General features: G+C 70.6%; 17 protein-coding genes and 5 pseudogenes. 10 read left to right on the top strand and 12 right to left on the bottom strand.

The window, feature by feature from the left end; genetic code table 11:
- Nucleotides 1-99 precede the first annotated feature (99 nt).
- Complete coding sequence (locus ACODNG_RS13060; protein WP_434523101.1) at nucleotides 100-1,374, bottom strand: TIGR00341 family protein; 1,275 nt, start codon at nucleotides 1,372-1,374, stop codon at nucleotides 100-102.
- Between the two features lie 124 nt (nucleotides 1,375-1,498).
- On the opposite strand from ACODNG_RS13060, the gene ACODNG_RS13055 reads away from it, so the two are divergent.
- Nucleotides 1,499-1,750: a hypothetical protein gene (locus ACODNG_RS13055; protein ID WP_434521660.1), complete on the top strand. Its 252-nt coding sequence runs from the start codon at nucleotides 1,499-1,501 to the stop codon at nucleotides 1,748-1,750.
- 244 nt (nucleotides 1,751-1,994) lie between these two features.
- A pseudogene (locus tag ACODNG_RS13050) lies at nucleotides 1,995-2,877 on the top strand (homoserine kinase).
- A 69-nt stretch (nucleotides 2,878-2,946) separates the two neighbouring features.
- Here ACODNG_RS13050 and ACODNG_RS13045 read toward each other — a convergent pair.
- A pseudogene (locus tag ACODNG_RS13045) lies at nucleotides 2,947-4,658 on the bottom strand (HTTM domain-containing protein).
- Nucleotides 4,659-4,812: 154 nt separating this feature from the next.
- Between ACODNG_RS13045 and ACODNG_RS13040 the strand changes: the two are divergent.
- Nucleotides 4,813-5,229: a thiol-disulfide oxidoreductase DCC family protein gene (locus ACODNG_RS13040; RefSeq protein ID WP_434521659.1), complete on the top strand. Its 417-nt coding sequence runs from the start codon at nucleotides 4,813-4,815 to the stop codon at nucleotides 5,227-5,229.
- A gap of 43 nt (nucleotides 5,230-5,272) precedes the next feature.
- Here the strand turns inward: ACODNG_RS13040 and ACODNG_RS13035 are convergent, their stop codons facing one another.
- The 3 genes from ACODNG_RS13035 to ACODNG_RS13025 all read right to left on the bottom strand — a co-directional run bounded on the left by ACODNG_RS13035 (nucleotide 5,273) and on the right by ACODNG_RS13025 (nucleotide 7,558).
- On the bottom strand, nucleotides 5,273-5,836 hold the full coding sequence (locus tag ACODNG_RS13035; protein ID WP_434521658.1) for a dihydrofolate reductase: 564 nt from the start codon (nucleotides 5,834-5,836) through the stop codon (nucleotides 5,273-5,275).
- Nucleotides 5,836-6,864: a thymidylate synthase gene (thyA, locus tag ACODNG_RS13030; protein WP_434521657.1), complete on the bottom strand. Its 1,029-nt coding sequence runs from the start codon at nucleotides 6,862-6,864 to the stop codon at nucleotides 5,836-5,838. The genes ACODNG_RS13035 and thyA overlap by 1 nt, the downstream gene beginning before the upstream one ends.
- A gap of 97 nt (nucleotides 6,865-6,961) precedes the next feature.
- On the bottom strand, nucleotides 6,962-7,558 hold the full coding sequence (locus ACODNG_RS13025; protein ID WP_434523100.1) for a metal-dependent hydrolase: 597 nt from the start codon (nucleotides 7,556-7,558) through the stop codon (nucleotides 6,962-6,964).
- 116 nt (nucleotides 7,559-7,674) lie between these two features.
- Between ACODNG_RS13025 and ACODNG_RS13020 the strand changes: the two genes are divergently transcribed.
- Both ACODNG_RS13020 and ACODNG_RS13015 read left to right on the top strand, forming a co-directional pair.
- A complete protein-coding gene (locus ACODNG_RS13020; protein ID WP_434521656.1) occupies nucleotides 7,675-8,793 on the top strand; it encodes a pyridoxal-phosphate-dependent aminotransferase family protein in 1,119 nt (372 codons plus the stop codon).
- A gap of 476 nt (nucleotides 8,794-9,269) precedes the next feature.
- Nucleotides 9,270-10,256 (top strand): aldo/keto reductase, encoded by a 987-nt coding sequence (locus tag ACODNG_RS13015; protein ID WP_434521655.1) that lies wholly within the window; start codon nucleotides 9,270-9,272, stop codon nucleotides 10,254-10,256.
- Nucleotides 10,257-10,311: 55 nt separating this feature from the next.
- On the opposite strand, the pseudogene ACODNG_RS13010 reads toward ACODNG_RS13015, so the two are convergent.
- Nucleotides 10,312-13,486: pseudogene (locus ACODNG_RS13010) on the bottom strand (FAD-binding and (Fe-S)-binding domain-containing protein).
- Between the two features lie 120 nt (nucleotides 13,487-13,606).
- Here ACODNG_RS13010 and ACODNG_RS13005 point away from each other — a divergent pair.
- Both ACODNG_RS13005 and ACODNG_RS13000 read left to right on the top strand, forming a co-directional pair.
- The gene (locus ACODNG_RS13005) at nucleotides 13,607-15,226 is read left to right on the top strand and encodes a lipopolysaccharide biosynthesis protein (RefSeq protein ID WP_434521654.1); all 1,620 of its coding nucleotides are present in this window, start codon (nucleotides 13,607-13,609) and stop codon (nucleotides 15,224-15,226) included.
- A gap of 55 nt (nucleotides 15,227-15,281) precedes the next feature.
- Nucleotides 15,282-16,219: pseudogene (locus tag ACODNG_RS13000) on the top strand (succinylglutamate desuccinylase).
- A 41-nt stretch (nucleotides 16,220-16,260) separates the two neighbouring features.
- Here ACODNG_RS13000 and ACODNG_RS12995 read toward each other — a convergent pair.
- From ACODNG_RS12995 to pan2, 3 genes and pseudogenes are all read right to left on the bottom strand, one after another.
- The gene (locus tag ACODNG_RS12995; RefSeq protein WP_434521653.1) at nucleotides 16,261-16,638 is read right to left on the bottom strand and encodes a DUF5811 family protein; all 378 of its coding nucleotides are present in this window, start codon (nucleotides 16,636-16,638) and stop codon (nucleotides 16,261-16,263) included.
- Nucleotides 16,639-16,739: 101 nt separating this feature from the next.
- Nucleotides 16,740-17,285, bottom strand: a complete 546-nt coding sequence (locus tag ACODNG_RS12990; protein WP_434521652.1) for a pyruvoyl-dependent arginine decarboxylase — start codon at nucleotides 17,283-17,285, stop codon at nucleotides 16,740-16,742.
- A gap of 592 nt (nucleotides 17,286-17,877) precedes the next feature.
- A pseudogene (pan2, locus tag ACODNG_RS12985) lies at nucleotides 17,878-19,102 on the bottom strand (proteasome-activating nucleotidase Pan2).
- A gap of 261 nt (nucleotides 19,103-19,363) precedes the next feature.
- Here pan2 and ACODNG_RS12980 point away from each other — a divergent pair.
- Nucleotides 19,364-19,921: a response regulator gene (locus tag ACODNG_RS12980; RefSeq protein ID WP_434521651.1), complete on the top strand. Its 558-nt coding sequence runs from the start codon at nucleotides 19,364-19,366 to the stop codon at nucleotides 19,919-19,921.
- Between the two features lie 19 nt (nucleotides 19,922-19,940).
- Here ACODNG_RS12980 and ACODNG_RS12975 read toward each other — a convergent pair whose 3' ends face one another.
- Nucleotides 19,941-20,225 carry an amphi-Trp domain-containing protein gene (locus ACODNG_RS12975; RefSeq protein WP_434521650.1) on the bottom strand — a complete coding sequence of 95 codons (285 nt, stop codon included), beginning with the start codon at nucleotides 20,223-20,225 and terminating at the stop codon, nucleotides 19,941-19,943.
- A gap of 107 nt (nucleotides 20,226-20,332) precedes the next feature.
- On the opposite strand from ACODNG_RS12975, the gene ACODNG_RS12970 reads away from it, so the two are divergent.
- Entirely contained in the window at nucleotides 20,333-20,731 is a 399-nt protein-coding gene (locus ACODNG_RS12970) for a hypothetical protein (protein ID WP_434521649.1), read from the top strand.
- 14 nt (nucleotides 20,732-20,745) lie between these two features.
- Here ACODNG_RS12970 and ACODNG_RS12965 read toward each other — a convergent pair whose 3' ends face one another.
- The gene (locus tag ACODNG_RS12965; protein WP_434521648.1) at nucleotides 20,746-21,825 is read right to left on the bottom strand and encodes an aminopeptidase; all 1,080 of its coding nucleotides are present in this window, start codon (nucleotides 21,823-21,825) and stop codon (nucleotides 20,746-20,748) included.
- A gap of 151 nt (nucleotides 21,826-21,976) precedes the next feature.
- Here ACODNG_RS12965 and ACODNG_RS12960 point away from each other — a divergent pair, with 151 nt between their 5' ends.
- The gene (locus ACODNG_RS12960) at nucleotides 21,977-22,963 is read left to right on the top strand and encodes a M48 family metallopeptidase (RefSeq protein WP_434521647.1); all 987 of its coding nucleotides are present in this window, start codon (nucleotides 21,977-21,979) and stop codon (nucleotides 22,961-22,963) included.
- Between the two features lie 359 nt (nucleotides 22,964-23,322).
- On the opposite strand, the gene ACODNG_RS12955 is transcribed toward ACODNG_RS12960, so the two are convergent.
- Nucleotides 23,323-24,630 (bottom strand): acetamidase/formamidase family protein, encoded by a 1,308-nt coding sequence (locus ACODNG_RS12955; protein WP_434521646.1) that lies wholly within the window; start codon nucleotides 24,628-24,630, stop codon nucleotides 23,323-23,325.
- Nucleotides 24,631-24,714: the final 84 nt, after the last annotated feature.

Raw genomic sequence — 24,714 nt, 5'->3', positions numbered from 1 at the left:
CCCGATAAAAAGCACTTGCTCTTCCGGTTACGCGGTGAAAAACGACCGGCCCGGCGGCGTCGGCGGTGGCCGCGAGAGGCGCCGACGACCGACGCGGACTCAGGCGCGCTCGACGGTCACCGTTCGGACCTCGACGGTGACCTCGCCGCCGACCACGGTCTCGATGCGGTCGTCGAGCGCGGGCGCGATGCCCTCGACGGTGCCGCCGGGCGGCGCGCCAACCGTGACCACCACCCGATCGGTTTCGAGCGGCGGGACGGTTCCGGTGCGCTCGACGGTCAGATCGAGGAGTTCGAACTCCGAGTTCAGCGCGGTCAGCTCGTCGCTCGCGGCGGCGCGGATGTCGGTCTCGGTGGTCGAGGCGACGTACGACTCGTAGGTGACGCCGCCAAGGAACACCGAGAGGAGCGCGATGGCGACCACCAGCACGGCGACCCGCTTGAGGAACGCCGAGCGCGCCTCGTCCTCGCGGAACCACCGCTGGGGCCGGTATCCCTCGTACCATAACATCACGAGCGCCGAGAGGTTGATCGAGAGGACGTTCACCGCGACGATGACGCCCGCGCCGATCACGAGCCGCGGGATCCGGAAGGCGATCCCGATGCCGACCGCGGCCGCGGGCGGGATGAGCGCGACTGCGATCATCACGCCCACGAGCGTCGCCGAGACGCCCGTCATCAGCGAGACGATGCCCGCGATCCCCGCCCCGACCGCGACGACCAAGACGAGGACGTTCGGCGCGAGCCGCTCCGACACCTCCGCGAGTTCGAGCGGGTCGAGTCCGGGCGGGACCAAGGCGAGCGAGCGCAGGGCGAACGCGAACAGCGTCGCCGCGAGGACCGCGACCGCGACGCCAAGGATCTCGATCCGGACCCCGCGCCGGAACAGCGCCTCGTCGTCGACGACGGTGCCGATCGCGGCCGACATCGCCGGCCCGATGAGCGGCGCGATCACCATCGATCCGACCACGGTCGCGGGCGAGTCGAGCAGCAGCCCCGCCGTCGCGATCACCGCGGAGATGACCGTCATCAGCACGTACGTCCCCAGCCCCGAGGCGAGACCCTCCGCCTTCGCCTGTAGCTCCTCGCGGGAGATCCGGTCGCCGCCGTGCTCGGCGTCCGCCTCGTACTGCTCTTCGAGCGCCTCGAACCGCCGCGAGATGACCGTCTCGGCCGCGACGATGACCGTGTAGGTGCTCTCGTCGATCCCTGCCTCCCGCAGTCGGTCGAGGACGGGTTCGACGGCCGCCCTCGGCAGCGGGAACGTCGCGACCGCGGTGTACTCCCGGCCGCTCGTCTCGTCGGTGACGACGTAGTCGACCCCCTCGTCGTCGAGCGCGCGGACGACGGCCGCCCGCTTGCCCGCCGGAATCATGACCTGAACGAGTCGCACGGTCGCCGGTCGCGCCGACGCCCCTTATAGGGTCGGCACGCCGCGGACGTCGCGGTCGCGAGAAACGGAACTTTAATGCGCGAATCGCTCGCACCTTCGGGCAAGAATGCTCTCGCCGCTGGTCATCGACACGTTCCTGCTCGACTACCACCTCGGGCACGTCATACTGCTCGGGCTCGTCGTCTCGCTTCTGGGAGCCGCGCCGCTGAAGTCCCAGAAGATCATCGCGTCGATCTTGGCCGTGTTCGGCGTCATCTTCATGATGGCCCCGTACACGACGATGCCGCCGACGTACATCCTCGTGGGCATCCCGCTCGTCCTGATCGGCACGCTGCTGTGGACGATGGCCGGCCGGTAAGCGCACGCGAGAACGACTCAAAAACCGTTTTCTCCTCCGCCCTCCGCGACGATCGCGACCGATCCCGTCGCCCTGTACGATTCCACCGGCGCCCTGTGCGATCCCGCCGCCGCCCTGTACAATTCCACCGGCGCCCTGTGCGATCCCGCCGCCGCCCTGTACGATTCCACCGGCGCCCTGTGCGATCCCGCCGCCGCCCTGTGCGATCCCGCTCCTTTTTGCCCCCCGGGAGACACTCCCCGCCATGGTAACGGTACGGGCCCCCGCGACGAGCGCGAACCTCGGGAGCGGCTTCGACGTGTTCGGGGCGGCCCTCTCGCGGCCGGCGGACGTCGTCACGGTCGAGCGGGCAGCCGAGACGACGATCGAGGTCACCGGGGTCGGCGCGCAGTACATCCCGGAGGACCCAGAGAAGAACACCGTCGGCGCCGTCGTCGAGGCGCTCGACGCGCCCGCACGGATCCACATCGACAAGGGCGTGCGCCCGGCCTCGGGACTCGGCTCCTCGGCCGCGAGCGCCGCGGGCGCCGCGGTCGCGCTCAACCGACTGTACGACCGCGGCCTCTCTCGGGAGGAACTGGTCCCGATCGCCGCCGAGGGCGAGGCGGTCGTCTCCGGCGTCGCTCACTCCGACAACGTCGCCCCCTCGATCCTCGGCGGCTTCACCGTGACGACCGCCGAGGGGACCCGCTCGGTCGACGCCGCGATCCCCCTCGTCGTCTGTCTGCCGGACGTGGCGGTCTCGACCCGGGACGCGCGCCGGGTCGTTCCCGAGACCGCCTCGATGGAGGAGCTGGTCGAGACGGTCGGGAACGCGGCGACGCTCGCGATCGGGATGTGCCGCTCGGACCCCGACCTTGTTGGCCTCGGCATGAACGACTCCGTGGTCACGCCCGAGCGCGCCCGCCTGATCACCGGGTACGACGACGTCCGCGAGCGCGCCTTCGACGCCGGCGCGACCGGCGTCACCGTCAGCGGGGCCGGACCGGCGGTGATCGCGGCCTGCCGCGAGCACGACCGCCGGGACGTCGCCGCCGAGATGCTCGACGCCTTCGCCGAGGCCGGGATCGAGTCGCGGGCGTATCAGACCCGTATCGGCCGCGGATTCGACCGTTCTCGACGAGTGAGCGGTCGCGGACCGGTCGGTCGTCGAGCGTCGGAACCGACGGACGGTCGCGCCGCCAACCGCACGGCGGTCACTCGTTTTGAACGAACTCGCCCGAGCAGTCGTACTCTATCAGCTCGAACTCGTTCGCGGCCTCAACCGTCCCGTTGTAGGGGTCGGTCCGCTCGTACGCCTGGTAGACGGTGACGTTCTCGACGCCGGTCGCGTGCGTTCGGTTCCACTCCTCACAGAGGTAGTTCGCGAGGTACGAGCGGTGATTTTCGTTGTTCCCGGAGCGGACGTTCGAGAGGTACTTCCGCCAGCGCGCGGTGGGATACGTCGCGTCGATGTCCGGCGGTCGGTCCAAGGACACCTCGGCGTCGTGGAGCACGTCCCGTTCGCTCCCGTTTTCGAGGACGCCGGGAGCCGCGAACCACCGGGTCGTGCGGGCCGGTTCGGGCGCGAACATCTGCCAGTGCTGGTCCATCTCGACGGTCTCTAAGACCTCCTCGCCGGGGTCCGGAACCTCGCCGTAGCCGACCGACTGCGCGCTCGAGAGGACGATCAGCACGACGAACAGGGCGGGCAGGACCGTCGAGAAGAGCGGGCGTCCGCGCTCGACCCCCGCGTGGAGGCGGTCTCTGAGGCCGTCGTGGCGGCCGTTCAGGGTCGACCGAGGCGCCGACGCGTCGAGCGAGGCGATTCTCCCCCCACGGATTCGAGGCGCGCACGCCATCGAGCGAGGGCCGCCGACGGGGCGAGCCGGTTCACCCCCCGCTCCGCTGCGTCCCAGACGGGCGTCTGGTAGAACGGAACGAAGCCGACGACGGCGATGACGGGGAAGAGATCGATCCGCATCGTGGCCGCCATCCCGACGTGCATGCCGACGAACAGCGAGGTGACCGCGGCACGGGGGAACCCCGTGAGAACGACCAGCAGCGGCGAAGCGAACAGCAGCGCGATCCACATGACCGTGAACGCGCGAAGCAGGGCGGGGAACGCAGTGATGTGGTTGCCGAGGTGGTAGGTGAAGTGGTCCGCCTGCATGACGTACGCGACCGCCTCACCGCTCATCCAGAGGTCGCCCTCGAGCTTGTGAACGCCGTTCGTCACGTACATCACCAGCATCTGGAGGAGCACTCCCATCGAGGCGACCGTCGCGACGGCGCTCCCACGGTCCCCCGCCGAGGGACCTGTTTTCGGCGCCGCCTCGTCCTCGACGCCGTCGATGTCGTCCGGCGTCGCCTCCTCTCCGGCGTCCGGCGTTGCCTCCTCTCCGGCATCGTCACCGGAGTTCTCGGCGTCCGAGCGCCTGATCGCGTCGACCGACCAGCGCGCGCCCAGCGGGAGGAAGACGCCCCAGAAGAGCAGCATCGCGAGGAGGGCGTCGCCCGCGTTCAACACCATCGGGTTCCGGGCCTGGAGGGAGAGCAGCAGCAGCCACGAGACGACCGTCGCGAGCCGCGTCCGGTACCCGACGACCAGCGCGAGAGCGACGGCGCCCGCGACCGCGAACAGCGACGCGACGGCCCACGGCTCGCCGGAGAGCGCGTGGAGCGAGTAGACCTCAGAGTAGTCGGCGAACAGCGCGCGTCGCGGGAGCACGCCGGCGTCCGTGTAGAAGGCGGTCAGCGAGCGCGAGCGGCGGAGCAGGTCGGCGATCAGCAGTGCTCCGAGACCGATCCTGAAGGCGGCGAGCGCGCGCAGGTCCACCGAGGTTCGCGCGGCGACCGCCGCCGAGAGCCGTCGGACGACGGCAGAGAACCGCGACCGAAGGGTCGCGACCGAGGGACTCCGAGACATAATCTTGTGACCCAACTTGTTGGAGACGCGGTGGGACCTGTATAAGTTTTCCGTGCGCCGGAACGGGCGTCTCCGTCTCGGCGGGTCCCGGAGCGCGGAACCGCTCGAAGCCACCGGAATCCTCAACTGCGACGGCGGCGTACGTCCGAGGGTGATGGACGGGGACATCCCGGAGGACGCCGCGATCGTTCTCTTCGACGGCGTCTGTAACCTCTGTAGCGGGTTCGTACAGTTCATCGTCCCCCGCGATCCGGAGGGGAAGTACCGGTTCGCCTCGCTCCAGTCCGACGTGGGACAGTCGCTCCTGGCCGAACACGACCTCGCGAACGAGGAGCTGGACTCGATCGTCCTGATCGAGGACGGCGAGAGCTACGTGAAGTCGTCGGCGATCATCCAGATCGCGACGGGACTCGGTGGCCGCTATCGGCTGCTCTCCCCGTTCCGGTACGTCCCCGCGCCGGTCCGCGACCGCGCCTACGACTTCGTCGCCGACAACCGGTACCGCTGGTTCGGGAAGAAGGACCGGTGTATGATGCCGTCCGGCGACATGGAGTCGCGATTTCTGGAGTGAGCCGCTGTTCGCGGGGCAAGCGGGACCCGCGTCCCGACCCCTTTCACTCCGCGCCGCGTCGCTCGTAGGTGACGAACGCGAGGTCGCCGTCGGTCTCGCGGCCGCGTTCGACCCACGCCTCGGAGTCCCACTCGGGGAACCGGGTGTCGCCGTCGGGGCGCTCGGGAATTTCGGTGACGACCATCCGGTCAGCGCGGTCGAGGAACGCCTCGTAGACGGTCGCCCCGCCGATGACGTAGACGGCGTCGACCCCGCGGTCGGCGGCGTCCGCGGTCGCTCGCGCGAGCGCGGTCTCAACCTCGTGTGCCACGACCGCGCCGTCGGGGAGGTCGGCGTCGTCGAGAGGGCGGGTCGTCAACACGACGCTGGTCCGGTCGGGGAGGGGACCGCCGATCCGGTCGGCGATACCCTCGTACGTCTTCCGGCCGACGATCACCGGGTGGCCGGTCGTCAGCCGTTTGAAGTGCGCCAAGTCCGCCGGGTAGTGCCACGGCATCCCGTCGTCGTCACCGATCACGCCGTTCTCGGCGACCGCTGCGACGAGGACGAGGTCGGGGTCGGCGGGATCGCTGTCGGAACCGCCGCCGCCGGAACCGCCGCCCGCCATCACTCCGCGACCGCGAACGAGATGCCGTCCGCGGAGTCGTAGTCGACGACCTCGACGTCCTCGTAGGTCAGCTCGTCGAGCGGCTTGTCGGCGATCTCGATCCGCGGGCGCTCGCGGGGGGTCCGCGAGAGCTGTTCGAGCAGGCCGGGTACGTGGTCGTACCCCTCCTGGCCGTTCGGCTCGTCGGGGGCGGTGCGTTCGACCCAGCTTTTCACGTCGAGGTAGTCACCCTTGCTCTCGACGTTCGCGAGGCGCTCTTGGACGTACCGGAGGTTGTTGGCGTACCACTTCCCGCGGTCGCCGCGGCCGCAGTAGACGTGCGCGTCGACGACGGTGTGGCCGAACTCGCCGACCTCGAAGCCGGTGCGCTGGGCGAGCGCGTTCGCGAGCAGCGCGTACGCGGCGATGTTGAACGGGACGCCGAGCGCGATGTCGCCCGAACGCTGCGTCAGGTGGAGGTTGAGCCGCCCGTTCTGGACGTTCACCACGAAGGTGTAGTGGCAGGGCGGCAGCGTCGAGACGGCGGCGTTGGCCGGGTGCCACGCGTTCACGACCATCCGGCGGGAGTGGGGGTTCTCCTCGAGCGTGTCGAGGACGTACTGGATCTGGTCGAACGTGCGACGCCGTGTCCCGTCCGCGTCCTCCTCGACGGAGACCCAGCGGTCCGCGTCGTCGGGCCACGTCTCGCCCGGAAGCTCGGCGGCCGACTCCGGGACCGGGTAGCGGCGCCAGAACCGACCGTACGCGGTGTCGAGCTTCCCCTCCTCGTCGGCCCACGCGTCCCAGATCTTCGTCTCCTCGCGGAGGTTCCGGATGTGCTCCTCGCCGGAGAGGTACCACAACACCTCGTGGATGAGCGAGTTCCAGCGGTAGCCGTCCATCTTCTTCGTGGTCAGGAGGGGGAACCCCTCCGCGAGGTCGACGGTGTACTGCCCGCTGAACGTCGCGATGGTGTCGACGCCGGTCCGGTTCGGCTTGTACGTGCCCGTCGAGAGCGCGTCGTCGACGAGGTCGAGGTACTGTTGCATGGTGGGTTCGACGCGCCGGGACCGACGGTCACCGGCGCGGACTGTTATCGGATGAAACGAGTCGGGGCACCTAATAACGTTGATCCGGCGGCCGCGATCACCGGTACCGCTCGGGGAGGTACGGGTCGAACGCCGCCGGGAGCAGCGGGATCACCGCCGCCGCGATCTCCGCGAGGCGCCGGCGGAGGACGGTGTACACGACCGCAACCGCGAGCGTGCCGATCACGACCGCGCGGAGCGGCGGATCGACCAGCACGAGGAGTGGAACCGACAGCCCGACGGAGAGCGCGAGGTCCTCGACGGCGCCGTCGTACCGCACGCCGCGCCGCGGGGAGATCCACCGCTCTCGGTGGTGGTCGTACACCGCGCGGTCGGAGTTCCCCTCCCACGGGCGAAGCTCGAGTCCCCCGCCGTACATGTCGGCGACGCTGTGGAGCGCCGCGCCGAGGAGGAGGAACGCGACGCCGACGGTGAGCGTCGACGGCGCGGCCACGGCCGCGAGGAGCGCCGGGACGGCGAGAACGGAGTAGTAGACGGGGTAGTGGAGCGTCCGCCGGTGACCGGTGTACATGTCGAGGTCGGGGAGGAGCCCGCCCAGGAAGCCGGCGGCGAACCCGACGGGCGCCAGTTCCGGCGCCGCCCGCACCAGCGGGGCCGCGAGCAGCATCCCCGCCAGCACGTGGGTCGGAAGCATCATCGTACCGGAACGCAGGCGACAGAAATATATGAGCGTGTCGGGGCGTCGCGGTCGCCGCGAGGCGGGAAAGCCTCCCGCGGACCGTTTATGTGCGGGCGGCCGAACCGAGGCGTATGCTCATGACGCCGGGACCGACCGCGGTCCCCGAACCGGTGCGCGACGCGATGTCCCGCGAGCTCATCAACCCCGACGTCGACCCGCGGTTCCGAGAGATCTACGACCGGCTCACGGACCGGCTCGCGGCGGTGTACGGCGTCGATCCGAGCGGATCCGGGAACGCGGGCGGTTCCGGCGGCGTGGGCGGCTCCGAGGATGCGGCCCGGGACGTCGTCGCCCTCGGCGGCGAGGGGATCTTAGGGCTGGAGGCGGCGGTCGCCTCGCTGGTCGAACCCGGAACCGAGGTGCTGTGCCTGTCGAACGGTCTCTACGGCGAGGGATTCGCCGACTTCGTCGAGTCGTACGGGGGCGAGGCGACGCTGGTCGCGGCGGACTCAGACGAACCGCTCCCGCTCGACGCGCTCGACGAGGCGCTGGCGGCCGACGAGAAAGACTTCGACGTCGCGACGATGGTCCACTGCGAGACGCCCACCGGGACGCTCAACGACATCGGGAGCGCGCTCGACCGCATCGCAGCCGCCGACGCGGAGGTTCTCACGGTCGTCGACGCCGTCTCCTCGCTCGGCGGCGTCCCGGTGCCGACCGACCGGATCGACGTGTGTCTCGGCGCCTCACAGAAGTGTTTCAGCGCGCCGCCGGGCCTCGCGACCGCCGCGGTGAGCGACCGCGCGTGGGCCGCGATGGAGGCGCGCGACCCCCACTCGCTGTACACGAACTTCCTCCCGTTCCGCGACGTGAGCGATGGGTTCCCGTACACCCACCTGACGACGGAGGTCGTCGCGCTCGACGCGGCGCTCGGTCTCCTGCTCGACGAGGGGCTCGACGCGGTCCGGGAGCGACACGAGGCGGCCGCGGCGCGGTGTCGCGAGCGCGGCGCGGAGCTGGGACTGGAGACGGTTCCCGACCCCGAGCGCAGTTCGCCGACGGTGACCGCCTTCGAGGCGCCCGGGCGAGCGGCGGAGATTCAGGAGCGGCTGCGGGAGGAGCGCGACGTTATTCTCGCAACAGGGCTGGGCGAAGATGCGGGGGACGTGCTTCGGGTCGGCCACATGGGCCACAACGCGCGCGTGGACCGCGTCGACGAGACGATGGACGCGCTCGCGGATGTTTTATAAATAGCTGCTGACGGAGCGACGGCGAACACCTCCAAAGCCCCAGTCGATCTCTCATAAATCGTCTCTGTTTGATCGACGACGACAACCTCCAAAGCCCCAGCCGTGAGGGCACAGTAGGCGACGTAAGCACCGCAGCGAGCGGAGCGAGTGAGGAGCGCAACGAGCGTACTGTGCCCTCGCGACTGCCCCTTTGAGTCCCGCCCCGCACCGCAACCGCACCTCACACCTCCCCAGCCTCGCGGTTCGCGCTCTTCGAGCGCTCACCGCGTCCCTCGCGCGTGCTCCTCGCGGCCGCCGAGGGCGGCCGCTCGCAGGCACGCAGGGAGGCGCGACGCGCCTCTTGCAGCCGGCGGCTCTGCCGCCGGCGACGCCACCGCATCTCTCTTTATAAATAGTGGTCGGTCCGGCCAGTCCGCCAGGCGCGGGACACCGCCTCCGGAATCCCCTTGGGTTCGCCCGAACAAGGTCCGGACGACATGAACCACCGCGAACTCGGCGAGGTCGGCGGGGTCAGCGAGGTCGGCTACGGCGCCTGGCAGATCGGCGGCGACTGGGGCGAGGTGACGGAGGAGGCGGCGGTCGCGGCCGTGGAGACCGCCCGTGACGCCGGGGTCACCTTCTTCGACACCGCGGACGTGTACGGCGACGGCCGCTCCGAGCGGATCGTCGGCGAGGTCCTCGCCGACGACATCGCCGCGGGCGACGTGACCGTCGCGACGAAGGCCGGGCGCCGGCTCGACCCGCACGAGCCCGACGGCTACACGGAAGCGAACCTCCGGCAGTTCGTCGACCGCTCGCGCGAAAACCTCGGGATGGAAACGCTGGACCTGGTCCAGCTCCACTGCCCGCCGACGAACGTCTACTACCGGCCCGAGACGTTCGACGCGCTCGACACGCTCGCGGACGAGGGGCGGATCGCGAGCTACGGCGTCAGCGTCGAGCGCGTCGAGGAGGGACTGAAGGCGATGGAGTACCCCGGCGTCGAGTCGGTCCAGATCATCTTCAACCCGTTCCGGCAGCGGCCCGCCGAGCTGTTCTTGGAGGAGGCCGCCGCGCGCGGTGTTGGCGTTATCTGCCGGGTACCGCTCGCGTCCGGGCTGCTGACGGGCGCGCTCTCGCGCGACGCGGCGTTCCCCGAGGATGACCACCGCAACTACAACCGCGAGGGCGACGCGTTCGACGTGGGCGAGACGTTCGCGGGCGTCCCCTTCGAGGCGGGCCTCGACGCGGTCGACGCGCTCGACGAGCGCCTGCCCGACAACCGCTCGCTGCCCGAGTTCGCGCTGCGGTGGATCCTCGACCACGACGCCGTCTCGACCGTTATCCCCGGGTCGACGACGCCGGAGCATATCCGGGCGAACGTGGCCGCGAGCGAGGCGTCACCCCTCTCCGACGCCGAGCGCGAGGCCGCGAGCGACGTGTACGACGAACACGTGCGCGACCACGTCCACCAGCGCTGGTAGGGGGCAGACGCGGCCGGCGTGCGACGAGGCGGGAGCGAGACGCGTGCCGACGCCCTCACTCGTCGAGCGCCGCCGCCAGCTTCTCGATCGGGTGCGGGGGCGCCTCGGCGCCCTCGCGGTCGCCGAGCTGCGACCGGCAGGAGGCGCCGGGCGCCGTCACCGCGTCGCCGTCGCTGTCGTCGACCTGTCCGAAGAGGATCCGACCGATCGCCTGAGAGAGGTCGTAGTGTTCGCTCTCGTAGCCGAACGAGCCGGCCATCCCGCAACAGGAGGAGTCGAGCGGGTCGACCCCGTAGCCGGCGCGTCGGAGCACGCCGACCGCGTGGTGGTCCGCGTTCGTCGCCTTCTGGTTGCAGTGGCCGTGGTAGGTGAGCGTCTCTGCCGGCGCGTCGAACGACAGCCGCTCGTCGACCCGACGGGCGTCGAGGTACTCGCAGACGCCCGCCGCGGCCGCCGACACCGCCTCGGCGTCCGCGCCGTCGAGTAAGTCCAGGTACTCGTCCTGGAACATCACCGCGTCGGACGGCTCGACGAAGAGGACGGACTGCCCCTCGCGAACGCGGGGCGCGAGCGCCGCGACGTTGGTTTCGGCGCGCTCCCGGGCCGTTTCGAGGAACCCCGTCGAGAAGGCGGCGCGGCCGGAGGGCGCGAGGTCGCCGGGAACCTCGACGCGGATGTCGGCCGCCTCCAGCACGCGGACCGCCGCCTTCCCGGCCGCCGGGTAGCTGTAGTTGGTGTACGTGTCGGGGAACAGCGCGACCGCGTCGACCGCGTCGCTCGGGTCGACCGCGGGGCCGCCGCGGGCCGCGAACCACTCCTCGAAGCTCGTCGACCGGAACGTCGGCAGCGCGCGCTCGGGGGCGATTCCCGCGAGCGCGTCCATCGCCGTCCGGGCCCCGGGCACCTTCGTCGCCGCGTTCGACAGCGGCGCGAGTCTGCTCCCGAGCGCCGAGAGCCGGTCGATGTCGCGGAAGAGGCGCTCGCGCAGGCCCGACCCCTCCCGCTCGTGGTGCTCGTGTTTCACCTCCGCCTTCAGCTTCGCGAGGTCGACGCCGGTCGGACAGTCGCTCTGACAGCCCTTACAGCCGACACAGAGGTCGAGCACCTCCGCCTGAAACCGGTCGGAGTGGATCTCCTCGTCGTCGAGTTCGCCGCTTATCGCGGCCCGGAGCATGTTCGCCCGGCCGCGGGTCGTCTGAATCTCCTCGCCGGAGGCCCGATAGGTCGGACACATCGTCCCGGAGTCGGTCTCGCGGCAGGTGCCGCAGCCGTTGCACAGCTCGACGAGGTCGGAGAAGCCGCCCTCGTCGGAGAAGTCCAGCGCCGTCTGCGGCTCGACCGATTGGTACGTCGGCCCGTACCGGAGGTTCTCGCGCATGTCAGTGTCGGCCGCGGACTCGGGATAGCCGCGCTCGGCGGCGGTGTCGCCGTCGACGTAGACGACCTTGCCGGGGTTCATGCGCCACTCGGGGTCGAACGCCGATTTCATCTCTTGGAACGCCGCCCAGAGCTCCTCGCCGTACATCTTCGGGTTGAACTCAGTGCGCGCGAGGCCGTCACCGTGTTCGCCGGAGAAGGCGCCGTGGTGCTCCAAGACGAGGTCGGTGACGTCGTCGGCGATGTCGTGCGATCGTCTCGACGCCCTCGGACTCCTTCAGCGAGAGGATCGGCCGGATGTGGAGGGTCCCGACCCCGGCGTGCGCGAAGTACGCGGCGGAGGTGCCGTGGTCGTCGAGGACCTCCTCGAAGGCGGCGACGTAGTCGGCCAGTTCCGCGGGCGGCACCGACGCGTCCTCGATGAACGGGTACGGCTTCGCGTCGCCGTCCATGCTCATCAGGAGCGGGATCGCCGCCTTTCGGAGGTTCCAGAGGTCGGTCTGGGTCCCATCGTCGTACGCCTCGATGACGTCGAACGCGTCGCGGTCGCCGTCGCCGAGGAAGCGGTCGTTGGCGTCGGCGACCGCCGACTCGAACTCGTCGACCAGCTCCGAGTCCCACTCGAGCATGAGCGCGGCCGCCGCCCGGTCCGGGATCGGCTCCGCGTACTCGGCGTACTCCGGCGACCCCGCCGCCAGCTCGACGACGGCGTCGTCCATCAGTTCGACCGCGCTCACCGGGAGCTCGAGCGCCTCGGGGACCGCGCGCATGGCCGCGTCGAGCGAGCCGAAGGCGTACAGCGCGAGCGCGGTCTCCTCGGGCCGGGTGACCAGCGAGAGGGTGGCCTCCACGACGACGCCGAGCGTCCCCTCCGCACCGACGAACAGCTTCGAGAGGTTGATCACCTCCTCGCCGTCGTCGTTCTCGGAGATCACCTTGTGGAGGTTGTACCCCGAGACCGACCGCTTGAGCGTCGGGTACCGGTCTTCGATCTCATCGGCGTTCTCCTCGACGAGGGCGCGGACCGTCTCGTACAGCGCGGCCTCGCGCTCGCCGCCCTGCTCACCCGCGACGATCGCCTCGTACTCGGGGGAGTCGAGGACCACCTCGCGGGTGTGAATCATCGAACCGTCCGCCAGCACCACGCGAAGCTCCTCGGTGTAGGCGTCGGTGATCCCGTAGCGCACCGAGTGCGCTCCGGTGGAGTTGTTGCCGATCCCCCCGCCCACGGTCGCGCGCGCCGAGGAGGCGGGGTCGGGCGCGAACTTCAGGCCGTCCTCGGCGAGCCGGTCGTCGAGGTCGTCCTGGACGACGCCCGGCTGGACCGTGGCGCGGCGCGCGTCGGGGTCGACCGACAGGATCGAATCCATGTGTCGCGAGAGATCGAGCACGACGCAGCCGGGACCGACGGTCTGTCCCGCGAGCGACGAACCCGCGCCGCGCGGTAGCACGGGGATGCCGTGGTCGGCCGCGACGCGCATCGCCGCCTGCACGTCGTCGACGCCGCGAGGGTAGACCACGCCCGCCGGTCGCGCCTGATAGACGCTCCCGTCGGTCGCGTACAGCACCTGCGCGTACTCGTCGAACTCGACGCCGCCCGCGACCGCGTCGCGCAGGTCGGCCGCGAGCGCCCGGTAGGCCTCGACGTCCGGTCGGTGATGACCCAGCGCGGCGGCCGAGGCGGCCGACCGATCCGGGTCAGTCTCTGATATCTCGCCTGCCGTTCCCCGCGCGCGTTCCGCGCCCTCCGCGGCGACTCCGCCGTCCGACGCGGCCCGCCGTGTGCGGTCGATCTCGGTCGATTCACGCGATGCTCCCGAGTCCCCCTCCCCGGCCGGGCCGGTTCCGTCCATGTAGAAGGTGGGTGGGATGAGCGGCATAAATCCTTTGTGAACAATAATTATATTCATTTAGGGCGGCCGCGAAGCGCGCCGCTTTTTCCGCGGGACCGCGACCGACCGACGGAGACGACCGTGGAGTACGAACGCGACGAGGAGGCGAGGGATTTCGACGACGACGGCCGCGAGGGCAACGAGCGTCGCGACGGCGAAGGCGGCGTAGCTCCCGACGACCGCGACGCGATCCCGGACGACGAGCGCGAGGCCCTGGAGACCATCGCGCACGGGGCGGTGCTCACCTCGGGCGGCGTCGCCGGCCAGCGCGCGCTGATCGCGGCGACCGAGTTCGCGCTGACCCGCGGTCTCGGTCCGACCGCCTACGGCGTGTACGCGCTGGCGTGGCGGATCGCCCAGCTTCTCTCCCGGGTCGTGACGTTCGGCAGCGTCCCCGCCATCCAGCGCTACCTCCCGGAGTACGCGGGCGACGCGGACCGACGGAGCGCGGTCGCCGGCCTCGCGTACGCGACGACGCTCGGCTTCGGAGTCGCGATCGCGGTCGGCGTCTGGCTCGCTGCGCCGGCGATAAACGCCCGCACAGTCACCGAGCCGGCGTTCACGGGGACGATGCGCTCGTTCGGCGCGCTGGTCGGACTGCTCGGCGTCGTGATGGTCGCGTCCGCGCTCTTCCGCGCGGTCGGGTCGGCCCGCGGCGAGATCCTCTTCAACAAGCTGTTGCGGCCGGGCGTCCGGCTCGTCGGCGCGCTCGGCGCGCTCGCGCTCGGCTACTCCGTCGTCGGCGTCGCGGGAGCGATCGTGGCCGCGACCGGACTGCTCGCCGCGGCCGCCGTCCCGCTCTCCGCGTCCGTCACCGGCGTCCGCCCGTCGCTCCGGGGCGCCCGCGCGGAGGCCCGACGGTTCTACGACCACGCGGCCCCGGTCGCGATGAGCAGCCTCGGGAAGGTGTTCCAGAACCGCGTCGACGTGCTGCTCGTCGGGGCGCTGCTGACGGCGACCGCGGCGGGCGTGTACAACGTCGTCCTCGTGGTGATCGCGGTCGCGTGGATCCCCCTCCTCTCTTTCAACCAGCTGCTCCCGCCGGTCGCCTCCGACCTGTACGCGAACGACCGGACGGCGACGCTCAACGAGGTGTACGGCTCCGTCACGCGACAGATCGTCACCGCCGTCGTCCCGATCCTCGCCGTGCTGGTCGTGTACGGCCGGGAGATACTGGCGCTGTTCGGCGAGGCGTACGTCGACGGCTACCTCCCACTCGTCGTCTACCTCGGCGGCGTCTTCGTCGGAAGCGCGGTCGGCGCGACCGGCTGGCTCCTGATGATGACCGACCACCAGTACGCGCGGATGGCGCTCGACTGGCTGCTCGCGGTCCTCAACGTCGGGCTGACGTACGCGTTCGTCGTCCGGTACGGGCTGGTCGGCGCCGCGCTCGGTACGTCGCTCGCCATCGCGGTCCAGAACGGGATCCAGGTCGTCCTCCTGCGCCGCTTCGAGGGGCTGTGGCCGTACGACCGCACCTTCCTCACCCCGCTCGCGGCCGGCGGCGTCGCCATCGCCGCGATGTACGCGGTTCGGGCGCTCCTGACCGGTCTCCCGGCGGTACTCGCGGGCGGGATAACCGGAGTCGCCGCCTACGCGGCGTCGCTTTGGATCCTCGGCGTCGACCCCCGCGACCGCTTCGTCGCGCGGCGGCTGGCGCGGCGCTACCGGGTCGCGCTCGCGGAGCGGTTCGACCGCTGACTCCCCCGCGAGCGGATCGCGACGATTTATTGGCGGACCGCGACGTACTGACGGTATGCAAACGATCGACCGCGAGTCGGCGGGGTCCGCCCGCGTCGCGATCGTCGGCGGGATCCACGGCGACGAGCCCGCGGGCGTGCGGATCGTGGAGCGGCTTGCGGCGGTACTCTCCCCCTCGACCTGCCCGACGGCGAAGCGACCGACGGCGACGCGGAGTCCGAGGGGTTCGTCCGGCTGATACTCGCCAACGAGCCGGCGATCGAAGCCGAGACGCGCTACACCGACGCCGACCTGAACCGGGCGTTCCCGGGCGACGCCGACAGCGACGAGTACGAGCGCGCGCTCGCGCCGCGGCTCGCCGCCGAGTTGGAGGGGGTAGACGCCGTGCTCGCGCTCCACACCTCCCACAGCGCGCCGCCGCCGTTCGCCATCTACAGCGACCTCACGGAGTCGGTCCGCCGCACCGTCACGGGGCTCCCCGTCGATCACGTCGTCGACGCGGGCGGGCTGCGGTCGACGACGCTGGACTCGGCGATACCCCACACCGTCTCGATCGAGGTGGGCCGTCAGGGGAGCGAGGAGGCCGTCGAGTTCGGCTACGAGGCGTGTCGGGCCTTCCTCCGCGCTCACGGCGCGCTCGCGGACGAGCCGCCGACGTTCTCGGAGACGGTCGTGGTGGAGGGCCGCGAGGAGGTGCCGAAGGGCGGCGGGGAGCCGCGCGTCCACTACGCGAACTTCGAGGCGATCCCGGAGGGCGCGGTGTTCGCCGAAGACGACGTGTACACCCACCGCGTCGAGGAGCCGGGCGTGGTCCCGATCCTCGCCAGCGAACGGGGGTACGACGACATCTTCGGCATGTACGGTCACGTCTCCGGCGTCGTGAAACCGCCGGGCGAAGGGGAACTTCGGGTGTATCCGCTCGATGAACCGGGCAGTACGGAAGACGGCGACGGAGAGCAGAACGGTGCGGACCGGTCAGAACACGCGGAGTAGCTCGGGTCGCGGTCGGGGAGTTCGGTTCGCGGTCGGGAGACTCACTTCGCGGTCGGCGTGATGTCACCGACGGCGTCCATCACCTGGACCGCCGCGCTGGCGGCCAGCCCGCGGGCGACCTCGTCGGTGTCGGACTCGGCGATGCCGGCGTCGAGGTCCTCGGGGTCGGGCGTGAAGCCCGCCGAGACGGGGTGGCCGGCCGGGGGGTTGACGGCGACGGTCGCCTGCGGGCCGTCGGAGCCGACGGACAGTTCGGAGCCGACGGCGTAGCTGTCGGGGAGATACGACTCCGTGCGCGAGACGATTCCGGCGACCGCGCGCCGGAGCTGTCGTTCCTGGTCCGGAGAGAGGTCGACGGTCGCGGGCGAGCCCGCGTCCGTCACACCCGGTGCCCCGGCGTACGGGTTGTTGCCGTTCATTCGAAGACACGACTCGTACGCGGAGCCGAGTCAAAAAGGCGTCGGCGGCGGCGACCGCGGCTCCGGCGCGACGCCGGATCGGTTCCGGTCCGCCCGGTCGGCTACAGGATCGGCTCGGACTCCCCGTAGGCGGCGATCACGACCGCGGTCGCGTATCGGTCCGGCTCGGCGGCCACCGTCTCGACGCGCGTCTCGCGGTCCGGGAGGTCCCAGTCGCGCAGGTCGGCGCCCGCGTCGAGTCCCGCCTCGATCCGCTCGCGGACGTCCTCGGCGTCCTCGCCGGTCACCTCGTAGAAGAGGCCCGGACCGGGACCGGTCGCCCAGCCCAGTCCCGCGACCGCGTCGGGGTGCCGGCGGGGCGCGCGCTTCGACTCGGCGCCCTCGGCGCCCGCGCGACCGCCTTCGCGGAAGTCCACCTCGTCGCCCGGCCCGATCGTCCGGCGCGCCTCGACGACCGTGAGGCGGTTCCCCGCGGGACCCAGCTCCGGCGCCTCCGGGACCGCCTCGACGGTCGCCTCGGCGGGGACGACGGAGGAGACCGCCACGAGGTTGTAGTTGTGGAGGTTCGCGTCCGCGAGCGCGGCGTCGTAGGAGGCCATCGCCGTGTCGGCGACCCCGACGCCGCCGGCGACGTGGATAGTCTTCATTGACGCCGAATCGGCGACGGGCGCGGTAAGGAGTTACGAACCCGCCCGCCGGCGCGGGTATATAAACCGCATATAAAAGAGCGGTGGCGCGTGCCTCCGAGCGCCCAGCGGGCGCGAGGAGCACGCGCGAGGGAGTCGCGAGCGCAGCGAGCGACGAGGTTGGGGAGGCGTGAGGTGCGGTGCTGCGCGGTGCGGGCGGGACTCAAAGGGGCAGTCGCCGGCGGCGGAGCCGCCGGCTGCCCGTGGCGCTGCGCGCCACGCTGCCGTGAGGCGGGCGCAGGCGATGTAAGCACCGCAGCGAGTGAGCGGAGCGAACGAGCGAGGAGCGCAACGAGCGTGCGCCCGCCTCACGGCTGGGGCTTTGGCGTGTTCGCCGCCGATCTGCGATCAACGATTTATAAGCGAGCGGCTGGGGCTTTGGCGTGTTCGCCGCCGATCTGTAATCAACGATTTATAAGCGAGCGACTGGGGCTTTGGCGGTGGTCGCCGCCGATCTGTGATCAACGATTTATAAACGAACCGCTGGAATTTCAGCCGAAGAAACGGGTCCAACAGCACCTCGCAAAAACCGAACTTCAATCACGTAGTCGCCTCAGTACTGGTAGTTGATGACCCGCTCGTCCTCTTTATCGGCGTCCTGAAGCTTGTCGCGGGCCTGCTCGAAGTCTTCCTGCGAGACCTCGGTGCGGCCGTCGCGGATGGCGAACATCCCGGCCTCGGTCGCGAGCGAGGCGATGTCCGCGCCGCTGTACCCGTCCAAGTCGCGGGCGACGGCGCCGAGGTCGACCCCGTCGGCGACGTTCATCTCCTGCGTGTGGATCTCGAGGATGCGCTCGCGGCCCTCGGCTCCGGGTTCGGGCACCTCGATGAGACGGTCGAAGCGGCCGGGGCGCAGGATGGCCTCGTCGAGCATGTCGAAGCGGTTGGTCGCGGCCATGATCCGGATCTCGCCGCGGTCGTCGAAGCCGTCCATCTCGGAGAGCAGCTGCGATCATCGTGCGCTGGACCTCCGCGTCGCCGGAGGTCTTCGAGTCGGTGCGCTTGGCGGCGACGGCGTCGATCTCGTCGATGAAGATGACGGCCGGCTCGCGCTCGGCGGCGAGTTCGAAGAGGTCGCGGACGAGCCGCGCGCCCTCGCCGATGAACTTCCGGACCAGCTCGGAGCCGGCCATCTTGATGAACGTCGCGTTCGACTCGTTGGCGACCGCCTTCGCGAGCATCGTCTTCCCGGTGCCCGGCGGGCCGTGGAGGAGGACGCCGCTCGGCGGTTCGACGCCCACCTTCTCGAACTGCTCGGGGTTTTCGAGCGGGTCCTCGACTGCCTCGCGGACCTCCCGGATCTGGTCGTCGATGCCGCCGATGTCGGCGTACTCGACGTCGGGGGACTCGGTGACCTCCATCGCCTGCGCCCGGGAGTCAGTCTCGTCGTCGAGCACCTGCTGGACCGCAAAGGAGTCGTTGATCGCGACGCGGTCGCCGGGGCGGAGGTCCTCGTCGAGCCGCGAGGCGGCCTGCGTGAGCACCTCCTGGTTGTTGCCGTGCTGTTTGATCACGACGCCGTCGTCGGTGATCTCCTCGACCGACGCGATGTACAGCGAGGATGTCTTCAGCACCTCGTTTTCGCGTTTTAGCTGTTCGACGTCGTCTTTCAGCTCGCCGCGGCGTCCCTCGGCGTCCGCGAGCCGGTCTTCCAGTTCCTCGTTCACCTGAACGATCCGCCGGAAGTGCTGACGGATCGCCTCCAGCCGCTCCGCGTCGCTCATCTCGGGGTCGAGCTCCAACCGCGGGCGGTCGGGTAGTGAGGGGCTGTGAGACATTCGTTATGCCCGGATAAGATGCGGGCGTAAATGTGCCTTTGGGTCACGGAGAGACCGTGGGATCGGTGAACCGACGGCGCGATCGCGTGCCGCCGTCGCCGCGGACCGACCGCTGACGTACTGGGATATCAACATCGATAACAGGGAGTGAACGTTTTTACACGGAACGGAACAAGCGGTCCGTATGGACGCACGAACGGCGGGCGGACGCACCGGTCCGAGGCTCGCGGACAGCGAGACGCGGACCGGGAGGCCCCGCCCATGAGCGGAGATCCGGACGCGACCGTCCTCGCGGTCGACGACGAGCCGGACCTCGCAGAGCTGTACCGGGTGTACCTCGACCCGGCCTACGACGTTCGGATCGCGACCGGGGGCGAGGGGGCGCTCGACGCGATGGACGAGTCGGTCGACGTCGTCCTCCTCGACCGGCGGATGCCCGACATGTCGGGCCACGAGGTGTTAGAGGAGATCCGCGGCGAGGGGTACGACGCCCGCGTGGCGATGCTGACCGCGGTCGAGCCGGACGTCGACATCGTCGAGATGCCGTTCGACGACTACAAGACGAAGCCGGTCACCAAGGAGGACCTGCTCACGCTCGTCGAGGTGCTCCTCCACCGCGCCGCCTTCGACGAGCGGAGCCAGGAGTTCTTCGCGCTCGCCTCGAAGAAGGCGGCGCTCGAAGCCGCCGGCACGACGGGCTCCGAGGAGTACGAGGAGCTCGTCGAGCGGATGGAGTCCGTCCGGCTCGAAGTCGACGACACGCTCGATCACCTCTCCGCGCGGGACGCGTTCGTCGAGGTCCCGGGCGAGGTGCCGTAGGCGGCGACGCCCCTTCCGATTACTCGATCTCCAGCTCGCCGTCAGCGCTCTTCTCGCCGCCGTCCTCGTCCCACTCCAGTTCGAACTCGACGCTCAGCTCGCCCGGTCCCTCGGCCGGTCCCTCGCGCTCCGCTTTCACCTCGAAGGTCGGTCGCGCGGGCGGCTCCAGCGTCGTCGACTCGTCGCCGCGTTTGAGGGTGATCGCGTTGCCCGCGTCCAGCGAGTCCGCGACCGTCCGCAGGTACGCGGCGATCTCCTCGCGGCTCCGGCGGCTCTCCGATTTGAACAGGACTTCTTCTGGCATAGGCGGCCGTACGCCGCCTCGAATCTTAAAGACCAACCCGGCGTCGGCGGGGGACCGCGGCGCGGCGCCCCCGATCGTTTTGTGGCACCCGACCGAACTCCCACTTCGTGTCCCTCCCCGACTCGCTCCGCACGGTCGTCGCCGTCGCCGTCTACTGGACGGCGATCGCCCTCGGCGGGAGCGTCCTCCTACCCGATCCGACGAGTCCGCTCGTCGCGGTTCCGATCCTCGGCGGCGGCGCGGTCGTCGCGCACGCGGCGTGGGCCGACAAGCTCGTCGAACTCGGCTACGCCGTGGGGGCGATGTGGATCGCGGTGCTGGCGCTGTCGATCGGCACCGGCGTCGTGGACGTCGTCGCGGCGCCCGACGGGGAGATCGCGCCGCTCGCGGACTCCCCGGGAATCGCCGCGATCGGCACGGTCGGGCTGTTCGTCGTCCTCCTCGTCGCGTACGCGGCGTTCCTCCGCCGGAGCGACGAGCGCGATGACTCCGCCGGATCGGAGTGAAACGGCGACCGGCCTCAGAACCCGTCCTCGAAGACGAACGTCCCGTTCCGCTGGACGACCTCGCCGTCGACCTCGATGACGGAGTCCTCGCTCATGTCGACGATCATGTCGACGTGCTCGGCGGACTCGTTGACCTCGTTGTCGCCGCCGACCGTCTCCGGATACGCGGAGCCGACCGCCATGTGGACCGTGTCGCCCATCTTCTCGTCGAACAGCATGTTGTAGGTGAACCGGTCGATCTGGCGGTTCATCCCGATGCCGAGTTCGCCGAGGCGGCGGGACCCCTCGTCGGTGTCGAGGATGCCGGAGAGCAGGTCCTCGTTGCGCTCGGCGGAGTGGGAGACGACCTCGCCGTCCTCGAACCGGAGCCGGACCCCCTCGATCTCGCGGCCGTAGCGGTAGAGGGGCAGGTCGAAGTGGACCTCGCCGTCGACGCCGTCGCGCGTCGGCGCGGTGAACACCTCGCCGCCGGGGAGGTTCGCCTCGCCCTGGTCGTTGAGCGTGGAGTTCCCCGACACGTCGAGCGTGAGGTCGGTCTCGTCGCCCGACTTGATTCGCACCTCGTCTGCCGCGTCCAGAATCTCGACCATGTTCGACTGGAACTCGCGCTGTTCGTCCCAGTCGAGCGAGACGGCGTCCCAGACGAAGTTCTCGTACGCCTCGGTGCTCATCCCGGCGAGCTGGGCGTGGCTCGCGGTCGGGTACTGCGTGAGACACCACGTCTTCGAGAGCCGCGTCCGCTTGACCTCCTCCATCGCGCGGTTGTACGCGGCGTTGGTGTCGGGGTCGACGTCGGCGTCCTCGGTGGCGTTCGCGCCGCCGCGCGCGATGACGAACACGTCGGCCTCCTCGTAGAGCGCCCGCCGGTGGCTCGGCTCCGTGAACTCCTCGGACGAGCGCTTGAACGCGCGCTGGGCGCGCTTCGAGTAGTTGAGGTAGACCGGGTTCGCCCCGCGGTCGCCGCAGACCTCGTGGAGCGCGACCGCGAGCTCTTCGGCCTCTTTCGGCATCTGGATGACCACGTCGTCGCCCGACTCGATGCCGGTGGCGTGGTCGGCGATGATCTCCGCGTGTTCGCGTACGCGTGCGTCCATGACAGCCGGTTTCGCGGCCGGGGAATTACCGCTTTTCCTTCCGGCGTGGCGGGTGGGGAACCCGGGTGCGGGAGCCGTCGCGCAGCGGCGGCGACGACCGCCGAACGCCCCGGCCGCAACGCGTTTGCCCCGCCGTCGCGTAGCTCCGGGTATGTCTCGGCTCGCGTTCCGCGCGGCCGCGGCGGTCGTCGGCGTCGCCCTGCTCGCCGCCTACCTGACCGCGGCGCTGTTCGTCGCTGACCTGCTACGCGCGGTCTGGGCCGCCCGACCCGACCTCCCGGTCCTCCTCGCGCTGGTAGCCGCGGGCGCGCTCGGGTCGGCGTACCTCAGCTATCGGCTCGGCACTGCGCAGATCCTCGCGAACCTGGAGGGGGACCGCGTCCCCCGAAAGCGGGCGCCGGACCTCCACCGCCGAATCGACTCGCTCGCGGCGCGGATGGACCTCGCGCGCCCGGACCTCTACGTCACTGACGCCCGCGCGCCGAACGCGTTCGCGGTCGGGGGCGGGGGCGACGGCGGCGCGCTGGTGATCGACCGGTCGCTGTTCCGGCTGCTGTCGCCCCGCGAGGTCGAGACGATCCTCGCGCACGAGCTGGCGCACCTGGAAGGGAACGACGGGTTCGCGATCGCGATGGCCGACGGGATCGGGCGCTCGCTGGTGGGTGTCGCAACGGTCGCGGCGCTGCCGGCGCTGCTCGCGCTCTCCGGACTCGCGGCCGCGTCGGCGTGGATCCGCGGACGACCGAGCGATCGGTCGGGCCTCTTCGCGCGGCTTCATCGGGCGCTCGCGGGCGGGCTGTTCGCGGGGTTCGTCCTCGCGACGCTCGTCGCCCGGTCGCGGTCGCGAAAGCGGGAGTTCGCGGCCGACGACCGCGCGGCCGAGGTGACCGGCGACCCGATAGCGCTCGCGCAGGCGCTCCGCCGGATCGAGCGCGCGACGGAGCCGTCGTGGCCGTTCGCGCCCTTCTCGACGCACAAGCGGACCGACGAGGCGGCCGAGCGCTGGCTGTCGACGCACCCCTCGACCGACGAGCGCGTCGAGCGCCTGCGGCAGATGGCCGAGTCGCAGGGACCGACGCGGCGGATTCCCGCGGGACCGTCGCGGGCGGCCGTCGGACGAGGACGGTCCCGGCGGTGAAAGGCGTGCGACACGCGATTCGGTCGGTACTGCGGTGGCGCGTGCCTGCGAGCGGCCGCCTCCGGCGGCCGCGAGGAGCACGCGCGAGGGACGCGGTGAGAGAGGGGTGACCGCAGGGAACCCCGAGCGAACCGCGAGGCTGGGGAGGGGTGAGGTGCGGTTGCGGGGCGGGGTGGGACTCAAAGGGGCAGCCGGGAGGGCGAAGCACGACGACGCAAGGACCGCAGAAGCGAGCGAAGCGAGCGACGAGGACCGCAGCGAGTCGCGCGAGTCCTCCCGGCTGGGGCTTTGGAGGTGTGCGCCGTCGGTCCGCTGGCAGCAATAGATAGGTGATCGACCGCGACGACGGACGCCCTGATCTATAAGTCGTACTTTTCGCGCGTCACGTCGTCGAGTCCGGACGCTTCCAGCACGTCCGACGGGACCAGCATATCGAGCTGGACGACGCCGGGAAGCCGGCCGATCTGGACGCCGCCGGTGAACGTACACCGGCCGCGGACCTCGCCCTCGCTCATGCCGAGCAGGGTGCCGGCGCGGTCGAAGGCGTTCTGGGTGGCGTCGTTGACGGTCGCGCCGGAGCCGATCACCTGGATCGGGGCGGCGTCGGTGTCAACGTCGACGCCGTGCTCCTCCCCGAGACCCTCGCCCGCTGCGACCTCCTCGTCGCTGTAGGGCGCGCTGATGAACGGGAGGTCTGCCTCGTTCGGCAGCAGGACCGGGCCGTCGAGGTCGACGTCCTCGATCACCTCGACGTCCATCGTGACCGTCCCGCTCACGTCGGTGGTGTGGAGGGATAGCTCCCCGTCGCCCTGGTTCGCGTGGAGGTCGCCGACGTAGACCCCGCCGCCGTCGACGACGACCGGGCAGATCAGCGTCGCGCCCGCCCGGACCTCGGGCACGTCCATGTGGCCGTCGGTCCGCAGGTCGAGGTCTTCCTCCGTCTCGACGCCGTAGTCATGGTCGGCGCCGATCAGGTTCTGCCCGAAGTCGCCCGCGTTGTGCGAGTCGGGCATCGTCACCGGCGGCGTCGTGCCGATGTTGCCGATAAAGGGTCGGAGGCGACCGAGCGTGCCGGACATCCCGTCCGGCTCGTACAGCAGGATCGGGTGCTGCCGGGCGTTCTCGGGAATGTCCATCACCTCGTCGGCGTCGAGCGCCAGCTCGTGGGCGCCCTCCTTGTCGAGCGTGATCCCGACCGCGTTCTCGTGGTCGAACGCGACGGTGTAGCCGTACTCGAAGCCGAACGAGGAGGCGTTCGCGCCGCACTCTGCGCAGCGGATCGCGTCCTCGCCGGTGCCCTCGACGACGGAGTCGGGCCACGTCGTGCCGCACTCGGGACAGCGGTGGTCGACGAAGGGGTCGTCGCCGAACGCGCCCTCGCGCTCCGCCATCGACCCCGTGCTGGTGGCCATGCTCGTCACCTCCACGTCGCGGATGTGGATCGCGACGGCGTCGCCCACCTCCGCGCCCTCGACGCGGATCGGGCGGGTCACCTCGTGGCCGCCTCGGAACGAGGGGGTCACCATCGGGCCCCAACACCCCGGCGGCGTGTACGTCGTCACCGTCCCGCCGTCCGCGACCGTCCCGGCCCACTCCTGATCGGGTCCGACCAGCCCGAGCGTGTACTGGTCGACGTACAGCTCCTCTTGAACGCCTTGCTGTGACATACCGTGTTAACGTACGGCGCAGACCGAGATAATCCTACTGCTCGCGGTAGGGGCCGGGCGGTCCGGCGGCGCCGCGGCCGGTTG

The sequence above is a fragment of the Halorubrum sp. AS12 genome (assembly GCF_051122765.1).
Taxonomy (GTDB): Archaea; Halobacteriota; Halobacteria; order Halobacteriales; family Haloferacaceae; genus Halorubrum; species Halorubrum trapanicum.
The sequence above is the reverse complement of the archived record's forward strand: the minus strand, read 5'-3'. Positions and strand labels throughout refer to the sequence as shown.